This window comes from Carboxylicivirga agarovorans (assembly GCF_050589845.1).
Lineage (GTDB): Bacteria > Bacteroidota > Bacteroidia > Bacteroidales > Marinilabiliaceae > Carboxylicivirga > Carboxylicivirga agarovorans.
This window is the reverse complement of record NZ_JBNGPA010000013.1, coordinates 68,037-85,020: the sequence shown is the minus strand read 5'-3', so window position 1 is coordinate 85,020 and position 16,984 is coordinate 68,037. Positions and strand designations below refer to the sequence as shown.

General features: G+C 40.0%; 16 protein-coding genes. 10 read left to right on the top strand and 6 right to left on the bottom strand.

What is annotated here, in order from left to right; genetic code table 11:
- The first annotated feature begins 8 nt into the window (after positions 1–8).
- Positions 9–800: an SDR family oxidoreductase gene (locus ACRD69_RS14285; RefSeq protein ID WP_430815781.1), complete on the top strand. Its 792-nt coding sequence runs from the start codon at positions 9–11 to the stop codon at positions 798–800.
- A gap of 89 nt (positions 801–889) precedes the next feature.
- Here the strand turns inward: ACRD69_RS14285 and cls are convergent, their stop codons facing one another.
- Positions 890–2,353 (bottom strand): cardiolipin synthase, encoded by a 1,464-nt coding sequence (gene cls, locus ACRD69_RS14280; RefSeq protein ID WP_430815780.1) that lies wholly within the window; start codon positions 2,351–2,353, stop codon positions 890–892.
- Between the two features lie 146 nt (positions 2,354–2,499).
- Positions 2,500–3,558 (bottom strand): bifunctional diaminohydroxyphosphoribosylaminopyrimidine deaminase/5-amino-6-(5-phosphoribosylamino)uracil reductase RibD, encoded by a 1,059-nt coding sequence (gene ribD / locus ACRD69_RS14275; RefSeq protein ID WP_430815779.1) that lies wholly within the window; start codon positions 3,556–3,558, stop codon positions 2,500–2,502.
- 36 nt (positions 3,559–3,594) lie between these two features.
- Between ribD and prmC the strand changes: the two genes are divergently transcribed.
- Positions 3,595–4,446 (top strand): peptide chain release factor N(5)-glutamine methyltransferase, encoded by an 852-nt coding sequence (prmC, locus tag ACRD69_RS14270; RefSeq protein ID WP_430815778.1) that lies wholly within the window; start codon positions 3,595–3,597, stop codon positions 4,444–4,446.
- A gap of 78 nt (positions 4,447–4,524) precedes the next feature.
- Here prmC and ACRD69_RS14265 read toward each other — a convergent pair whose 3' ends face one another.
- A complete protein-coding gene (locus ACRD69_RS14265; RefSeq protein ID WP_430815777.1) occupies positions 4,525–5,115 on the bottom strand; it encodes an acyl carrier protein phosphodiesterase in 591 nt (196 codons plus the stop codon).
- Positions 5,116–5,281: 166 nt separating this feature from the next.
- Between ACRD69_RS14265 and ACRD69_RS14260 the strand changes: the two genes are divergently transcribed.
- Entirely contained in the window at positions 5,282–6,628 is a 1,347-nt protein-coding gene (locus tag ACRD69_RS14260) for a cyclic 2,3-diphosphoglycerate synthase (protein WP_430815776.1), read from the top strand.
- A 77-nt stretch (positions 6,629–6,705) separates the two neighbouring features.
- On the opposite strand, the gene ACRD69_RS14255 is transcribed toward ACRD69_RS14260, so the two are convergent.
- A complete protein-coding gene (locus tag ACRD69_RS14255) occupies positions 6,706–7,842 on the bottom strand; it encodes a 4-phosphoerythronate dehydrogenase (protein ID WP_430815775.1) in 1,137 nt (378 codons plus the stop codon).
- A gap of 378 nt (positions 7,843–8,220) precedes the next feature.
- Here ACRD69_RS14255 and ACRD69_RS14250 point away from each other — a divergent pair, with 378 nt between their 5' ends.
- On the top strand, positions 8,221–10,245 hold the full coding sequence (locus ACRD69_RS14250; RefSeq protein ID WP_430815774.1) for a transketolase family protein: 2,025 nt from the start codon (positions 8,221–8,223) through the stop codon (positions 10,243–10,245).
- Between the two features lie 84 nt (positions 10,246–10,329).
- Here ACRD69_RS14250 and ACRD69_RS14245 read toward each other — a convergent pair whose 3' ends face one another.
- Positions 10,330–11,460, bottom strand: coding sequence for a DUF6051 family protein (locus ACRD69_RS14245; RefSeq protein ID WP_430815773.1), 1,131 nt, complete (start codon positions 11,458–11,460; stop codon positions 10,330–10,332).
- A 242-nt stretch (positions 11,461–11,702) separates the two neighbouring features.
- Between ACRD69_RS14245 and ACRD69_RS14240 the strand changes: the two genes are divergently transcribed.
- The 4 genes from ACRD69_RS14240 (at position 11,703) to ACRD69_RS14225 (ending at position 15,078) form a co-directional block, all read left to right on the top strand.
- Positions 11,703–12,551 carry a LytR/AlgR family response regulator transcription factor gene (locus ACRD69_RS14240; RefSeq protein ID WP_430815772.1) on the top strand — a complete coding sequence of 283 codons (849 nt, stop codon included), beginning with the start codon at positions 11,703–11,705 and terminating at the stop codon, positions 12,549–12,551.
- A gap of 112 nt (positions 12,552–12,663) precedes the next feature.
- Entirely contained in the window at positions 12,664–13,533 is an 870-nt protein-coding gene (locus ACRD69_RS14235; protein WP_430815771.1) for a metal ABC transporter solute-binding protein, Zn/Mn family, read from the top strand.
- A 5-nt stretch (positions 13,534–13,538) separates the two neighbouring features.
- Positions 13,539–14,279, top strand: coding sequence for a metal ABC transporter ATP-binding protein (locus tag ACRD69_RS14230; protein ID WP_430815770.1), 741 nt, complete (start codon positions 13,539–13,541; stop codon positions 14,277–14,279).
- Complete coding sequence (locus ACRD69_RS14225; protein WP_430815769.1) at positions 14,272–15,078, top strand: metal ABC transporter permease; 807 nt, start codon at positions 14,272–14,274, stop codon at positions 15,076–15,078. Before ACRD69_RS14230 ends, ACRD69_RS14225 begins: the two co-directional genes overlap by 8 nt.
- On the opposite strand, the gene ACRD69_RS14220 is transcribed toward ACRD69_RS14225, so the two are convergent.
- Complete coding sequence (locus ACRD69_RS14220; RefSeq protein WP_430815768.1) at positions 15,075–15,746, bottom strand: hypothetical protein; 672 nt, start codon at positions 15,744–15,746, stop codon at positions 15,075–15,077. The genes ACRD69_RS14225 and ACRD69_RS14220 overlap by 4 nt on opposite strands.
- Before the next feature lie 160 nt (positions 15,747–15,906).
- Between ACRD69_RS14220 and ACRD69_RS14215 the strand changes: the two genes are divergently transcribed.
- Positions 15,907–16,719 carry an SPFH domain-containing protein gene (locus ACRD69_RS14215; RefSeq protein ID WP_430815767.1) on the top strand — a complete coding sequence of 271 codons (813 nt, stop codon included), beginning with the start codon at positions 15,907–15,909 and terminating at the stop codon, positions 16,717–16,719.
- A gap of 3 nt (positions 16,720–16,722) precedes the next feature.
- The gene (locus ACRD69_RS14210) at positions 16,723–16,905 is read left to right on the top strand and encodes a type II toxin-antitoxin system antitoxin (protein WP_430815766.1); all 183 of its coding nucleotides are present in this window, start codon (positions 16,723–16,725) and stop codon (positions 16,903–16,905) included.
- Positions 16,906–16,984 lie beyond the last annotated feature (79 nt).

Here is a 16,984-nt window from a genome sequence, read left to right as displayed (position 1 = left end):
GTAATTAAATGGAAACTTTTTTAGCCATGAATTTAAATATTAAAAACCACACCTTTATTGTTTGCGGGGCCACTGCGGGTTTTGGACGTGCCACTGCCATTGCACTGATCAACGACGGGGCCAAAGTCATTGGAATAGCTCGCCAGCAAGAGGGACTCGATAAGTTACAGACTGAGTATAAACACAATTTTATAGCGATCAAAGGGGATATTACTACACCCGACTGCATTAACAAGGTGGCTAGTCTTGCCCACGAATACCAGATAGATGGCATATTTATAAATGCAGGGGGCCCACCTGCCAAACTCTTTGAAGAGACACGTTTATCTGACTGGGACGATGCCTACAGAAATATCTTGCGCTGGAAAGTTGAACTGACCCGTAAACTGATCCCTCATTTTAAAAGTAAAAAATATGGCCGTATTGTTTACCTGGAAAGCTCTTCGGTAAAACAGCCCATTGAAAACCTTGTGCTAAGCACCTCTTTACGACTGGCTGTTGTGGGCATGATGAAAACAGTGTCGCAGGAAGTAGCCGGTCTAAATATCAATTTTAATATGATTGCACCAGGTTCGCATAACACAGCTGCCATCAATCGTTTGATCGATAAGAAGGCACAATTGTCAGGTCAGGATTTTGAGACAACAAAAGAAGCATTCATTGAGGCCATACCAGCAAAGCAATTTGGACGTGCGGGTTACCTGGGCAATCTGGCAGCCTGGCTACTGTCGCCAATGGCTGAGTTTGTAACTGGTCAGGTTTATGCAATAGAAGGAGGAGCGGTGAAGTCAACATTGTAATCTGCTTCAATTTTATAGTTTCGCCCTAAGAGTATCGTATCAACCAATGTTCAATTCAACAATTGATAGGATTACCAGATCTATGAACATTACAAAGCCGGACTAAACAAACGGGCAAAAGATTCTTTGGCTTTTTGCCAGTAAGGGCGCTTGCGCCATTCTGTTAAATCAATCAAATAGGACTCATTCAGGTCGCTCATAAAGTAGCCCTTAACTTCTTTTGCCTTTTGTTCATCATAAATAAAGGCATTGACTTCATAGTTTTGCTCAAAGCTGCGGAAATCCATATTTGTGGTTCCGATGGTACAAACCTCATCATCAACCACCATCATTTTGCTGTGTAAAAAGCCAGGCTTATAAAAGTAGAACTTAACACCAGCTATCAGCATCTCTTTAACGTACGACTTGGTGCATAAAGCGGTAAAATAAGCATCACTTTTTTCAGGAATAATAATGCGTACATCAACACCTCCCATGGCCGATGCCTTGAGGGCCATTAAAACACTTTCACCAGGCATAAAATAAGGCGTTGTAATATATACATACTTTTTGGCATTGGATATAGCCTGGTAGTAGCCCATCATAATACCCGGCCAGTCTGAATCGGGACCACTTGCCACGATCTGCACCAGCTTATCTCCTGCAGGCTTTTTATGTGGAAAGTATTTTGTGTCGGCAATATCTTTTTGGCTTACAAAATACCAGTCGACAAAAAAGACCGATTGCAAGGCATTAACTGCATCACCACCAATGCGCAAATGCATGTCGCGCCACGTGCCATAGGACGGATTACCTTTTATGTATCTGTCGGCAACATTGAGGCCTCCAAGAAAACCGATCTCCCCATCAACAATAACCAGTTTTCTGTGATTACGGTAATTTACTTTCGAAGTCAGAGTAGGGAAACGTACGGTTAAAAAACTATATGCTTCAATGCCATAGCTATTCATCTCCTTGAAAAAAGAACGCTTCAGCTCCCAGCTTCCTACATCGTCCACGATCATCCTTATCTCAATACCCTGGCTCGCTTTCTCTTTCAGAATATCCAGAACCTGATTGCCAATTTCATCCAGGTCAAAAATGTAATATTGTAAATGAATACTATGCCGTGCCCTCCTGAGCGCATCAATAATGGCACTAAAGGTCGCTTCACCATTATTCAGTACATCAACTTCATTTCCAATGGTCAGTATGGATGATGAATTATTCAGAAATAACTGGATCAGCTTTTTGTTATTTTCCATACGCGGCATGTCGTCCATGCTGCCTTCTGCCAATTTGTAGCTTTGTGAATGCGCTATTTCTCTTATTAAATCGTGGTTTTTCAATCCTTTTCGCCTGATAATCTTCTCTTTTCGCAAATTCTGACCAAAAAACACAAAGAAAACAACGCCTAAAACCGGTACAAACAGCAAAACAAGCATCCAGGGAATCGCTTTAAGAGGGCTGCGGTTTTCAAGCATCACAATAAACACAATAGCCAGCATTGCAAATACATAGGCCACCTTTACTATATTAACGACAAGAGGAGGAATACTATCAATAAAGTCCATAAACTGCGGTCACATTTCTTATGGGTAATTTACAAATTATACCAATTGTATGACAAGATGATGAAAAATATTTTGCCGATTACTTTATCTAAACAAGATAAGCATCAATTCGTCCCTAATAGGGAACATGCCGATGGTAAAGCTGATCAGCCTTTGGCACGATTACGATACACCTTCAGTTTACTTGATCCGAAACTCTTCTTATCAACAAGTAATCCTTTAAATTTCGGGGCTTTAACACCGGCATAAAAATTAACATCCCCAACATACTGATAGGCTTCATCCCAAATGTCAGCATCAATAAAATGCTGCAGGGTCGCTTGTCCGCCTTCTATAATTAAAGACTGAATATTACGCTTCCATAAATCATTCAGTAATTGTTTGGCAAACTCACGCTCTGAAAGCCTGACATATTCCCTTAAGCCGGACCTCTCAGTCTTTTCCAGGTTATAAATGACAGTGGGATGTTGATTATCCAACAACTTATAATCCTTCGTTAAGCGGCAGTGTTTATCGATCACACATCGCAATGGCTGAGAACCCTTCCAGTCACGAACTGTTAAGGATGGATTATCTTTAACGGCTGTTTGAGTACCAACCAGGATCGCCTGCTCTCCAGCCCGTTGTTTATGAACAGCACGGCGTGCCCATTCATTGGTTATCCATGTGGGCTGACCGTAATTTTCCTCATTCCTCTCAATATCTATATAACCATCCTGCGTTTCAGCCCACTTAAGTATAATATATGGTCGTTTCATATTATGGAAAGTAAAAAAACGACGATTAAACTCCAGGCTTTCGTACTCCAGCACCCCCACCTTTACCTTAACTCCGGCTTTTTCCATCATCTCAATACCTTTTCCTGCCACTTCAGAAAAGGAATCAACGCACCCAATAACCACATTGGGTATCTTATTATCAATGATCAACTTTGAACACGGTGGCGTTTTCCCGTAATGGGCGCAAGGCTCCAGGTTGACGTATAAAGTTGATGTCTTCAACAACGATTTATCTTTGACAGAATGAACCGCATTAACTTCAGCATGTGGTTCTCCGGCCTTACAGTGATAACCTTCACCAATAATGGTTCCCTCGTGCACTATAACACTTCCAACCATTGGATTAGGATAAGTATTCCCTTCTGCCTGCTGTGCCAGTTGCAGGCATCGCTGCATGTATTTTTCCTCTTGCGATAAATGATTCATCGGAGTTTAGTAATTTTGCCGTTCAAGATACGAAAAATGAGCGGCACTACGATTCATCAATTTACTTCAAAGCTACAGTCTGCGTTAAAAGGCTATTACCCTGAAATGGAAATCAGGCCTATGGCAAAGTTACTTTTACAACATGTGTTAAAGGCTGACAACACCCGGTTATTACTGATGGGCAATGAGCTGCTTAACACTGTTCAGCTGGCGCAACTTGAAGAATATACAGAACAACTGAAACAACATATACCTATTCAGTATATTATTGGCTCTACCGAATTTTATGGACTGGAGTTTATGGTGAATCCGGCTGTTTTAATCCCCCGCCCTGAAACAGAGGAACTGATGCACTGGATCATTAACGATAACAACAATGGTAAGCGTTTGCTTGATATCGGAACCGGCAGTGGCTGTATAGCTATCTCTTTAAAAGCAAATATGCCCCGGGCAGACGTAAGCGCATGGGATATTTCAGAAGCTGCCCTGCAGACCGCCCAAAACAACGCGATTAAACTAGAGCAGGACGTTAAGTTTAAACTGACAGATATTTTAAACCATGATCCGGGCGATGAAAAATTCGATGTTATTGTCAGCAACCCTCCATATGTTCGAGAGTTGGAAAAGAAAATGATGGAAGCCAACGTATTGGAGCATGAGCCGGAAACAGCACTGTTTGTATCCGATAATGACCCGCTCATTTTTTACCGCGCCATTGCCCAACTGGGGCAGAAGATGCTTAATAACAATGGCCTGCTGTATTTTGAGATCAATGAATATCTGGCTGCGGAAATGACGTCAATGCTTATTCAACAGGGCTTTATAAACATTGAGTGCAGAAAAGATTTGAATGGCAAAGATCGAATGATGAAAGCCCAAAAGAGTTAAGTGACTGGTCTGGAACTTAGAAAAGCCCTGGCACTCAAATGCAGCCCATGATCTCCGAACCAGTTGCAGCCTAAACTATCATTTCTCAAACACCCTCAGCTCTTCATCGGCCATTATTCGAACCTCTTTAAAGAAAGCCATGAATTCATCATTAAAATCCTGATATTGTTCCTTCATCTGGCGCATACCCCATGACACATGATCGGGTAAAGATGAATAATTGGTCATGATCCTCAGGCTACGGTCAATTCCCTCAACAGTGGCATAGGTTTCCAAACGACGGCTCTTCACCATAAAAGGTAAAAAGCGTTTAACATCAGCCGGTAGCTTAAAGTAGTTTCTCAATAACACTTTATGCACCTTATTTACATACTTATTAAGCGGAATATCGCTCAACTCATTCCAGTTAATGCCCAGAAAATGGTCGTAAAACACATCGGTTACAATGCCTGAATAACGACCAAAACGTTCACTCAGTCTCTTTGAGCTCTGCTTGACAATTGGATGAGTATCGGTGAAATGATCAATCTTGCGGTGAAGCAAAATACCTTGCTTAATGCTTGGCTCATACTTTTCGTAGTCGCGCCCTTTCACATGATCTCCTATAAAATTACCTACCTGTATGCCCGGATTATCACCCGATAAATATAAATGAGCCAGAAAATTCATTAGACAAACATATAAAAATACTTTATAAACATCTTAATGTCAATAATAACATCCTGTTTCTTAACATGTTCAATTAATTAGTCTTTTAGAATTCCATCAGGTATTTTTATAGAAACCTCAATTGAGGACCCAACACCTATTATTTACTAACCAAATCAACAGAATTATGCAAAAAGCTATTATTATCGGTGCAGCCGGTAGAGACTTTCACAATTTCAACACCTTTTTCAGAGATAACCAGGATTACAAAGTAGTCGCATTTACGGCTGCCCAGATTCCTGATATAGACGGGCGAAAATACCCTGCAGAACTAGCGGGTTCACTTTACCCGGAAGGCATTCCGATCTTTGCCGAAGATGATCTGGAAAAACTGATTATTGAGAAAGAAGCTGATGTTTGTGTATTCTCATACAGTGATGTACCATATAATCGTGTTATGAACTTATCGGCCCGTGTAAACGCGGCAGGTGCTTCATTTATGCTACTTGGACCTAACGATACGCAAATAAAGAGCAATAAACCAGTTATTGCCGTTTGTGCCACTCGCACAGGCTGTGGAAAAAGTCAAACATCACGTCGTGTCATTGAATTATTAATGGAGCAGGGACTGAAGGTAGTTGCCATTCGTCATCCAATGCCTTATGGTGATCTGGTTAAGCAAAAAGTTCAGCGATTTGCCAGTGTTGATGATTTGGCATTTCACAAATGTACCATTGAAGAGATGGAAGAATACGAGCCACATGTCGTTCGTGGAAACGTGATTTACGCTGGAGTTGATTATCAAGCCATTATTGATGCTGCAGAGAATGATCCGGATGGTTGTGATGTAATATTATGGGACGGCGGAAACAACGACTTTTCTTTTTACAAACCTGATTTATTAATAACAGTAGCCGATCCACACCGTGTTAACCATGAGTTGAGCTATTATCCAGGTGAAGTAAACCTCCGCATGGCCGATATCATCGTCATTAACAAAATGGATAGTGCGGCACCTGAAGACATTAACCAGTTAAGAGCCAATATTGCTGCTGCTAATCCGGGCGCTACTGTTATCGATGGTGCTTCACCAATAAAGGTCGATGATATATCAGCCATTAAAGGTAAAAGGGTATTGGTTATAGAAGATGGTCCAACACTGACACATGGTGAGATGAAGATTGGTGCCGGAACTGTGGCTGCCAATAAATTCGGCGCCAAAGAGATAATTGACCCACGCGACTATGCAGTTGGGAAGTTAGCTGAAACCTATCGCATTTATCCAAACATTGGTACTTTATTACCTGCAATGGGTTATGGCGATGAACAGGTTAAAGATCTGCAGGCAACCATTGACAATGTACCTTGTGATTCTGTTATAATTGGTACTCCTATTGATTTAAACAGAGTGGTTGAAATAAATAAACCAAACACACGTGTTTATTACGACCTTCAGGAAATTGGTCAGCCAACAATGACAGAGGCCATAAAAGAGTTTGTCAATGTTCACAATTTAAAGCTAAGTAAGGTTTAAAATTACCCAATCAATATCTGGATTTTGTCAGGCGACCGGGAATCATTGCCCGGTCGCTTTGTATATTTGCGAATCTCCTATACAGTGTCCACCCTTGAGAATCCTATCTTTAGCAAGGTATCTTTTAATCCGGCATTTCCCTTAAGTAACCTGACAGCATAAGCCTGAAATTCCCTGCGGACAGGATAAGCACCGCGTAAATATTCAAATCGCCCCAGATCAGAGCGTAAATCCGCATCATCGCTTTTTAATGGGTAAGAATGTAATATTGCCTTTGCCAGTACCTCTTCCTTCGTGCACCCCCCGGCATCAATGGTAATTGTCGGTTCTTTTGCTTGCGGTATTCCCGTCGCCTCCCAATCATCGATACCCAGCTTGAAAAATCGACTGATGGCCTGCACACTCATTTGAGTTCCATTGGCTTTACCGTCCTGCGAATAACCCGCTATATGTGGTGTGCCAATCCATACCATTTCCAGCAGTTCACTGTCGATTGAAGGCTCATGTTCCCATACATCCAGAACGGCTCCTCCTATTAAATCTTTTTGTAAGGCCTGTTTTAATGACTTGCCGTCAACTACCTCTCCCCGTGATGAGTTAATAATGATGGTGTTCTTTTTCATATTAGAAAGTAAAGCCTGATCGCATAAGTGGAAAGTTTTATCTTCACCTGTCCTGGTCAGGGGAGTATGAAATGTAATAATATCAGCCTTATCTACCACCTCATCAAGCGTATAAAACCTTTTGTTTTTCTCAACTATGGCGCGTGGCGGATCCACTTCATAAACGGTCATACCAATGGCTCTGGCCATTTCTGACACTTTACTTCCTACATTACCAACACCCACTACCGCAATAGATTTACCAGCCAATCGCCATCCTTTCTCGTCAACCAGTAAAGCCAGTACAGCTCCAACATATTGCTTTACAGATTCTGAGTTACATCCCGGAGCATTTGTCCAGCTAATATTATTTTGTTCACACCACTCTGTATCAATATGGTCGAAGCCAATGGTAGCCGAGGTAATTATTTTAACCTTTGTGTCAGCTAAGGATGACGCATTACATTTTGTACGGGTGCGGGTAACAAGTGCATCTGCATCTTTCAATACTTCATTGTTAATTTCAGCTCCGGGCAAATAATGAACCTGGGCATAAGGCTCAAGAGCACCTTTAAGAAACGGTATTTTATTATCGGCTACAATTTTCAACATATCATTATGATCTAATTAAACACAAAGCTAATAATAAGCCGGCGGTATTTCACTCCCAGCATGACATATATGAAAACCAGCCTGTGCCATGTTGTTGTTTAAATACAATCGCGTTTAAGTACAAAACATTTTTCCTCAACATAATTCATAATAGATAGCAAATCAGGAAAAAACAATAAAAGTCATGTCCATTAAAATTTATCTGCTATAGAAAAAAGTGTATTTTTGCGCACAGTTTGAAGACTGTTCTACTGTTGTGTATTTACCGGGTAAATTAACAACAATAGAAACCTGTTTATTAGCCTGGTTCATTCCGGGCTAATAAGCGAGTTCCATACAGCATGAACTGTATGAAATTTTAAAAATTTTAAAAACGTAATGGACAAGAACATTTCAAAGTTGGCAGCCGACAACATTAGGATTTTATCAGCCGCAATGGTTGAAAAAGCAAAATCAGGTCACCCGGGTGGTGCTATGGGTGGAGCAGATTTTATGCATGTATTGTTTTCGGAATACCTGAACTATGACCCTGCAGACCGTACCTGGTTTAACCGCGACCGTTTTTTCCTTGACCCAGGCCACATGTCTCCAATGTTGTATGCCGGATTAGCTTTAACCGGTACTTACAGTCTTGAAGATCTGGCTAACTTCCGCCAGTGGGGAAGCCCGACACCTGGTCACCCGGAAGTTGATTTTCCAAGAGGTGTGGAAAATACATCAGGTCCTCTTGGACAAGGTCATGTAATGGCTGTTGGAGCTGCTATTGCAGAGCGTTTCTTAGTTGCTCGCTTTGGTGAGTGGATGGCTCACAAAACGTATACCTTCATTTCTGATGGTGGTATTCAGGAAGAAATTTCACAGGGAGCAGGACGAATTGCTGGTCACCTAGGCTTAAGCAACCTTGTTATGTTCTATGATTCAAATGACATTCAGCTTTCAACTGTTACTGATGATGTAACGATTGAAGATACAGCGAAGAAATACGAAGCCTGGGGTTGGGCTACCATGACAATCGATGGTAACGACCATGATCAGATCCGCAAAGCTCTGGATGCTGCAAACGCGGAAACTGAAAAGCCATTCCTGATTATTGGTAAAACAATAATGGGTAAAGGCGCAGTAACTGATGCCGGTGATTCATTTGAAAAAATGGTATCAACACACGGTCAGCCATTGAGTGCTGCAGGTGCATCATTTGCAGACACGATCAAAAACCTTGGTGGAGATGCTGAGAATCCATTCCAGATCTTTGCTGAAGTTGCTGAACTATATGCCGAATGTCATAAGGCCAAAACTGCTTATGTGGCAGACAAAAAAGCTGAAGAAGTTGAATGGGCCAAAGCTAATCCTGAATTAGCTGTAAAACTTGCTAAATTTATCTCAGGCGAAACCAACATTGACTATTCAGCCATTGAGCAAAAAGCCGGTGCGGCTACCCGTGCTGCTTCTGCAACCGTATTAGGTACTTTAGCTGAGCAGGTTGAAAACATGATCGTCATGTCAGCCGATTTAGCTAATTCAGATAAAACAGATGGTTTCTTAAAGAAAACTACTGTATTCAAAAAAGGTGATTTCTCAGGTGCCTTCTTACAGATTGGCGTTGCTGAGTTAACCATGGGTGCTATTGCCAATGGTATGGCATTGCACGGTGGTGTCATTGCTGCCTGCGGTACTTTCTTTGTATTCTCTGATTACATGAAACCTGCTGCACGTATGGCTGCCTTAATGCAGTTGCCTGTTAAGTACGTGTGGACGCATGATGCATTCCGTGTTGGAGAAGACGGTCCTACTCACCAGCCAATTGAGCAGGAAGCGCAAATACGTTTACTTGAGAAATTAAAGAACCACCACGGCGACAACAGTATGTTAGTGCTTCGTCCTGCAGATGTGAACGAGGGTACTGTAGCATGGAAAATGGCAATGGAAAATACCAAAACTCCAACAGCCTTGATCTTATCGCGTCAGAATATCGCTAACCTGCCGGAAAGCTCATATGAAACGGCTCTTCAGGCTGAGAAAGGTGCATACATCGTTGAAAAGGATGCAGACACACCTGATGTAGTATTATTAGCTTCTGGTTCAGAAGTTTCTACACTGGTTGATGGTGCAAAATTGTTACGCGAACAGAAAGGATTAAAGGTTAATGTTGTATCTGTTATTTCTGAAGGTTTATTCCGCAATCAGGATGAGGCCTACCAGGCATCTGTGTTACCTGCTGAAACAGCTCGCTTTGGTATGACAGCCGGATTACCTGTTACCTTAGAAGGCTTGGTTGGAGCTAACGGTAAGGTTTGGGGCTTGGATCACTTCGGTTATTCTGCACCTTATACTGTTCTTGATAAGGAATTTGGTTTTACAGGTGAAAATGTTCTGAACCAGGTATCTGAAATGCTAGGGAAATAAGCAATCGCTTAATATACATTCTAAAAAAAGGGTGATGGTTACGTTTAACCAATCACCCTTTTTTTTCAGGCCAATCCCATTCTCTTAAGTTGTAAAAAGCAAAGATGCCCGAAGCATCAATTTATCAAAAGCATCATTGACCTGGGTAACCAATTTATTAGAAAGCAATGGGAACGGCATGATGTGCGAATAATTGTAATTCAAATCCCACTCATCTACACGCATCCCTTTTAATGTTTGTTTCACTTTACCGGCAATTGCCACAGTGTCATTTTTCAAAACCACTGTCGTAATGCGATCTTTTAGTGCAGAGTAATAAACTGCACCTCTTTTTTTCAAATTCTTTGTGGACAACATATCAACAAATGATTGTCCTAAAGCCGTATGATTAATAACATCGCTTACTTCGGTGTTATTAAAATCTGTTCTGTTATTATAGTATTCATGCAAGCGCTCAAATGCTCTGCTATCCATTATAAACTTTGATACTCCCTGCCAATGTTCAAAAACACTGCCTCCACAGAAAATAAACAAGCGGCTGTTTGCCAACTCCTTATCTCCATTGGCCATAAATAAAATCTGTGACAAAAAAGAGCCGATCGAGTACGCAAAAAAATCTACCTGAGCATCCTTTTGAATAAAACGATGCTCCCCCGCTTTTATTGATGCTACCAGGTCCAACAGATCATTGGCAGCCTGATAACCCGACAGGAGAAATCGCTCCGGATGCCTGGATAACCTCTCACTTAATGCGACATTGGCTACACTCAGGTTCCTGACTTCAGGAACTATCAGTTGCCGCTCTTTAACAAATGATGTCATCTGTCTTGGATCACACCACGATTTTGGTGAGCGGTTCATGTGATATGCAATTGGAAATAAAATGACAGTCTTACGCGTGTAATTAGCCAATTGATATCCCCAGGGTAAATATTTTTCCCAACTGCGCTCATTAAGTCCGTGCAGTAATATTATACATCCATCTGACTGTTTGTCTTTGACAGGATGAAAGATCGGGTAAGTGAAATTATTGTTTTCAGTACTATTTGTTAACTCAACGTCAAATGGTGACGTAATTCCACCGCTAAAAGGAGATTGAGACCTTGAATGAAACTCATGAGTATAAAAGCCAAAAGCACTTCCATCGGGAGAGTGTGTGGCAGCTCCCGATGAAAATTGTGCCTTCAGAGTTTGATATAGAAAAAAATAATTCATGGAGTTTCATAAATAAGCGATGATCTGTTGTTCATTGACATCTTCGAATGCAAACAAAACCAAGAATTGATAATTCTGCAATTTAATGTGATTTGCATGCCTCCATTGGGCCTAAAACCTATAATGTGGGGTGAAATTCTTCATTTGGGGGTGAAATTTCAGACGCTATAATTACCTCTTAACACAAAAACCATTTCAATTATATTATAATTTTAAAGTTTTTAGTGCATCTTTATGTTGTTATGGATTTAAGTAAAGCATTACCATCGTTTCTACTAAAAAAGAAAAACATTGTCAGCCTTATTCTTTTTACAGCTGCCTTTGCATTGGTATTTATTAATATTTACCATCCATTTAATGTTAGTAACTGGTTTTCTATTTCGAAAACAGAGTTACTCTTCTATTCAAGTTTGGTAATACTGACTGGTGTTCTTGTTGTTGTCATCAGTCGTGTTATTATGTACCATTCTGCCAAAAGAGGAAAACATATTTCCATTGGTAGTTATTTTATATGGATTGCCATTGAGATAGTGAGCATGTCGCTATTTTACACACTTTACGAGCTATTTATCTTACACGATAGCCGACCTTTTGAAGAAGCTTTTAAAGTTTCCATACAAAATACAGCTTTAGTTCTTTTAATACCATACACCGTTACCTGGCTTTATTTTGCATGGATTGACAACAAAGAAAAGCTTGAAGCCATGTCAGAAGGGGTTGGAGAAAAAACAGAACCAAGCGGCATGGTGCTCTTTAAAGATGAAAAAGGTACAATGCGTTTATCTATTAAACTGGATGACCTTCTGTATTTACAGGGTGCTGATAATTATGTCACCATCCATTATTCTGACCATCAAAAACATGAAAAGTTTCTTTTGCGCAATACACTCAAACAACTGGAATCCACACTTAAACCACTTGAAGTCATTCGATGTCATCGCTCCTATATGATTAATTTTCAGAAAGTAAAATTAATTGAACGCACCAGGGAAGGTTTACGTATCAAACTTAACTCCCAACCTGCCATAGAAATTCCTGTTTCCAAAACATATACCGAAACTATTTTCCAGTTATTTGGTCAGATCCATTAAAGACTAATATGTCTTAATTTTATTGCAACAATGTTGCATTATACTTGTTGAACATGTACTTTTGCAGCTCTGAAAAATTCAGAACGCTATATTTATTTTAAACTGAAAATACATGAAAAACATATATTTCTTCCTTATTATCGGATTTGTCCTGATTACATCCTGCACTACTGAAAAGAAGAGTACTTCAAAGCAGATTATTTCTGTCAGCATTGCACCACAAAAGTACTTTATCAAGCAATTGATGGGAGACACAATTGAGGTCAACGTAATGATCCCGCAAGGGTCGGATCATGCCAGTTATGCACCATCAGCAGCGCAGATAAAGAAACTATCGCAATCATTGGCCTACATAAAAATGGGACATCTTGGTTTTGAAGCAACGTGGAGCGACAGGATCACTGCTGCCAGTAAAGAAATGAAGTGGTTCGATCTATCCAAAGGTATTGATATGATCCAGGGCGAACACCATCATCATGACCATGACCATGTATGCACTGGCGGTATCGATCCACATACCTGGACTTCACCTAAAGAAGTGAAACTGATCATGCATAACCTGAAATCATACCTGACAGAATTATTTCCCGAGCATAAGGAAATGATAGGCACAAATTATGAGCAATTTATCAGTCAGGTAGATGAAATGGATGAACGGCTAACCCTTCTGCAATCAGAAAAGCCGGGATTAACATTTATGATCTTCCACCCCGCCTATACCTATTTGGCGAGAGCTTATAATTTTGAGCAGATTACAATTGAGTTTGAAGGTAAAACGCCTACTCCTGCCAAATTGAAATCGACCATAGAGCTAGCAAAACAAAAAGGCATTAAAACCATTTATATACAACAGGAGTTTGATCAATCAAATGCCGTGGTAATTGCCAATGAAATTGGAGCTGTCACTGCCCAGGTTAATCCCCTGTCGGACCAATGGAAAAGTGAGATGGACCGTTTTATCACACAACTTGAGAAGCAATAAAGCAAATGCAAGCACTCATTCAACTTAATAATATCACAGCTTCCTACGACAACAATGTCGTATTAAGCAATGTCAATTTAGAGGTATTTGACGGTGATTTTATTGGGGTGATCGGACCTAACGGCGGTGGAAAAACAACGCTGTTAAAAGTAATATTGAACCTGCTTAAGCCTGCTTCGGGTAAAGTTATAAAACATGAACATCTAAAAACCGGATATTTGCCACAGGTTAATACCATAGACAAGCAATTTCCAATAACAATAAAAGATGTTATTCTCTCTGGCACTTATGCTGCAAACAGCTGGTGGAAAAGACCGGACAAACAATTACTCAATAAAGTAAGTAAACTGCTGGAATTTATCGGCTTGGAAAATAGCCATAATGTGTCTATTGGAGAACTGTCAGGAGGACAAATGCAGCGGGTATTTTTATGTCGCGCATTGATCAGTGATCCTAATTTGCTAATATTGGACGAACCTAATACCTACGTTGATAAATCCTTTGAGGCCAATCTATACAACTTACTTGGCGAGCTAAACAAAGAAATGGCCATTCTATTGGTATCACATGATGTGGGAACAATTTCATCGATGGTAAAAACCATTGCTTGCGTCAATGGAGGCTTACATTATCATCCCTCCAATAAAATTACAAATGAGGTATTACAATCATATAACTGTCCGATTGAGCTCGTCAGTCACGGACATATTCCACACCGGGTATTAAAACATCATGATCATGAATGAGTTATATGAGCTGCTGAGTTTTAGCTTTTTCAGAAATGCATTATTCGCTTCCATCTTAACATCTGTTCTGGCGGGTATTGTAGGTAGTTATATTGTAGCACGACGAACTGTTTTTATTAGTGGAGGAATAACGCATGCCTCATTTGGTGGAATGGGGATAGCTTATTTTCTTGGCTTCCCTCCCTTTATTGGTGCAGCTGTTTTTGCTGTTTTATCTGCTGTTGGCATTGAATGGAGCAGTAATAAGGCGGGCCTTCGGGAAGACAGCTCCATTGCTATTCTTTGGTCACTGGGAATGGCTATAGGCATACTATTTGTGTTCCTGACCCCCGGCTACACTCCTAATCTGATGGGCTTCTTATTTGGAGATATCCTTACTGTCCAGGTTACAGATCTGATCTTGTTATCAGCTATTGCAATAACATGTTTAATCCTTGTCAAACTATTCTATCCACTGATCCTGTCAGTTGCTTTTGATAGCGAATTTGCAACAGTGTCAAAAATGCCGGTACAAACAATCAGGTATATCAGTTCTGTAATTGTAGCTATCTCAATTGTTCTTTCCATTAAAGTAATGGGAATTATCCTTGTATTATCATTGTTCACTATTCCCGCTGCTGCTGCAAATCTTTTTGCCAAAGATCTAAAAAAGATGATGTATATATCTGTACTTTTCAGTCTGATAGGAAGCATTAGCGGATTATTCATTGCCTATTTCCTCGATCTGCCGTCAGGGGCGACAATAATTTTCACGCTGACATTTATATATATGGCGCTGCGAATTGCCAAGCTATTTTAGATTTCAAGAATTACAGATTCATCTGTATTCTTTTTCCACTGCTCATATTCTATTAAAAGACTAAATACATCGAAGCGGTTGATATTATCAGGTTGACTTTGCAGAAATGTATCATGAACGCCATATAAGGCAAGAATATCCTTAATGGACCCATTGCTTTTATTCACTTCAAGCCTTGTTAATCCCTTTTCCGCATTACTTAAATAATAGTCATAACTATTGATGTGGTTGACACCACACCATCCTTCCATACCATGTATTTCATGATAAAACGGCACAAGCCGGCTCAGCAAAATAAGGTCTCCTTTATATAGAACCTGCAGAAATTGCGAACGCTCCCTTTCAGCTCTGACAATACTTTTATAGTGCACATTTTCACTTACAAAATGGAACATCGCCCCATTATTATTAAAACCAAAACCTTTGATATCCTCAGGATAATAAAACTGTTTCCCCGTCTCCTTAGTTGCAAACCTGACCGAATAATAAAAGTGAGACAAATCCATACCCTTAACTAAAATAGCTCTTGACTCCATATTGACATATGGGACATTAATTCGTCCGTTAAGCCTGCTGCCGTCATTCAAGGTTATATAACCGTCTACCCATTTTGCAAAAACCGTTACCGATAACATGAAAAGAGTAAGCGTCGTAAGAAATGTCTTCATATCTAATAATTGAAAATTAAAAATACGATAAACAAGAATAAATCCAATCAAAAAATAAAATGATAGTTGCATCGGATAAATATATTTACTATTATTGTGATACTATTTTAATATCACTATGAATAAAGAACAAATAACTAAACCGAGAAATGGATACCTAATGCTTCTGGTATTCTTTGTATTGTTGGCAGCAACTGTAACAACAATAGCGACCCAAGGGCTTTATCTCTTGATAATTGCCATTCCTTTTATTTTATTGATTCTTCCAGGTTTCTTTGTCGTTAATCCTAATGGATCTAAAGTTCTGGTTCTGTTTGGGGCTTATAAGGGAACCGTTAAGGAAAATGGCTTTTTCTGGGCCAACCCCTTTTATTCTAAACAAAGAATATCGTTAAGGGCACGTAACTTTGACAGTGAACGACTTAAGGTGAATGACCGTATTGGTAACCCGATCATGATCAATGTAATTTTGGTATGGAAAGTCAGCAACACCTACAAAGCAGCTTTTGAGGTGGATCACTATGAAGAATTCGTACGTGTGCAAACTGATGCTGCCGTTCGTAAACTGGCTGGCTCGTATCCCTATGATAATTTTGATGATGCACAAGCTGAAATTACATTACGCTCAGGAATGCATGAAGTAAATGAAGCATTAGAATCAGAAATAACTGAACGTTTAGCCATTGCGGGTATTGAAGTCATGGAAGCTCGCATTGGTTACCTGGCTTATGCCCCTGAAATTGCAAGCTCGATGCTAAAACGTCAGCAAGCTGTTGCAATTGTTGCAGCACGTAAGAAAATTGTTGAAGGCGCGGTAGGAATGGTTGAGGATGCTTTGACTCAACTAACAGAAGATAAAATTGTTGATTTTGATGAAGACAAAAAGGCTTCAATGGTAAGTAATTTAATGGTAGTTTTGTGTGGTGATAAAGAGGCCACACCTATCATTAATACGGGCACACTACACAATTAAAGTATGAGCAAAAAAAAATCATTTGTATTAAGAATTGACCCTGAAACATTTAAGCAGATAGAAAAGTGGGCTGATGATGAATTTCGAAGTGTCAATGGTCAGCTTGAATGGATGATTCATAAATGCCTTAAGGATGCCAGACGATTAAAACAGAATGGCAAAGAATCAAAAAAAGAAACTGAATAAGAATGAAAGAGCAATTTCGAAAGAAGTTGCTCTTTTGTGTTGAACCAATTATTTACATCGGTTTTATCAGATTTAACCC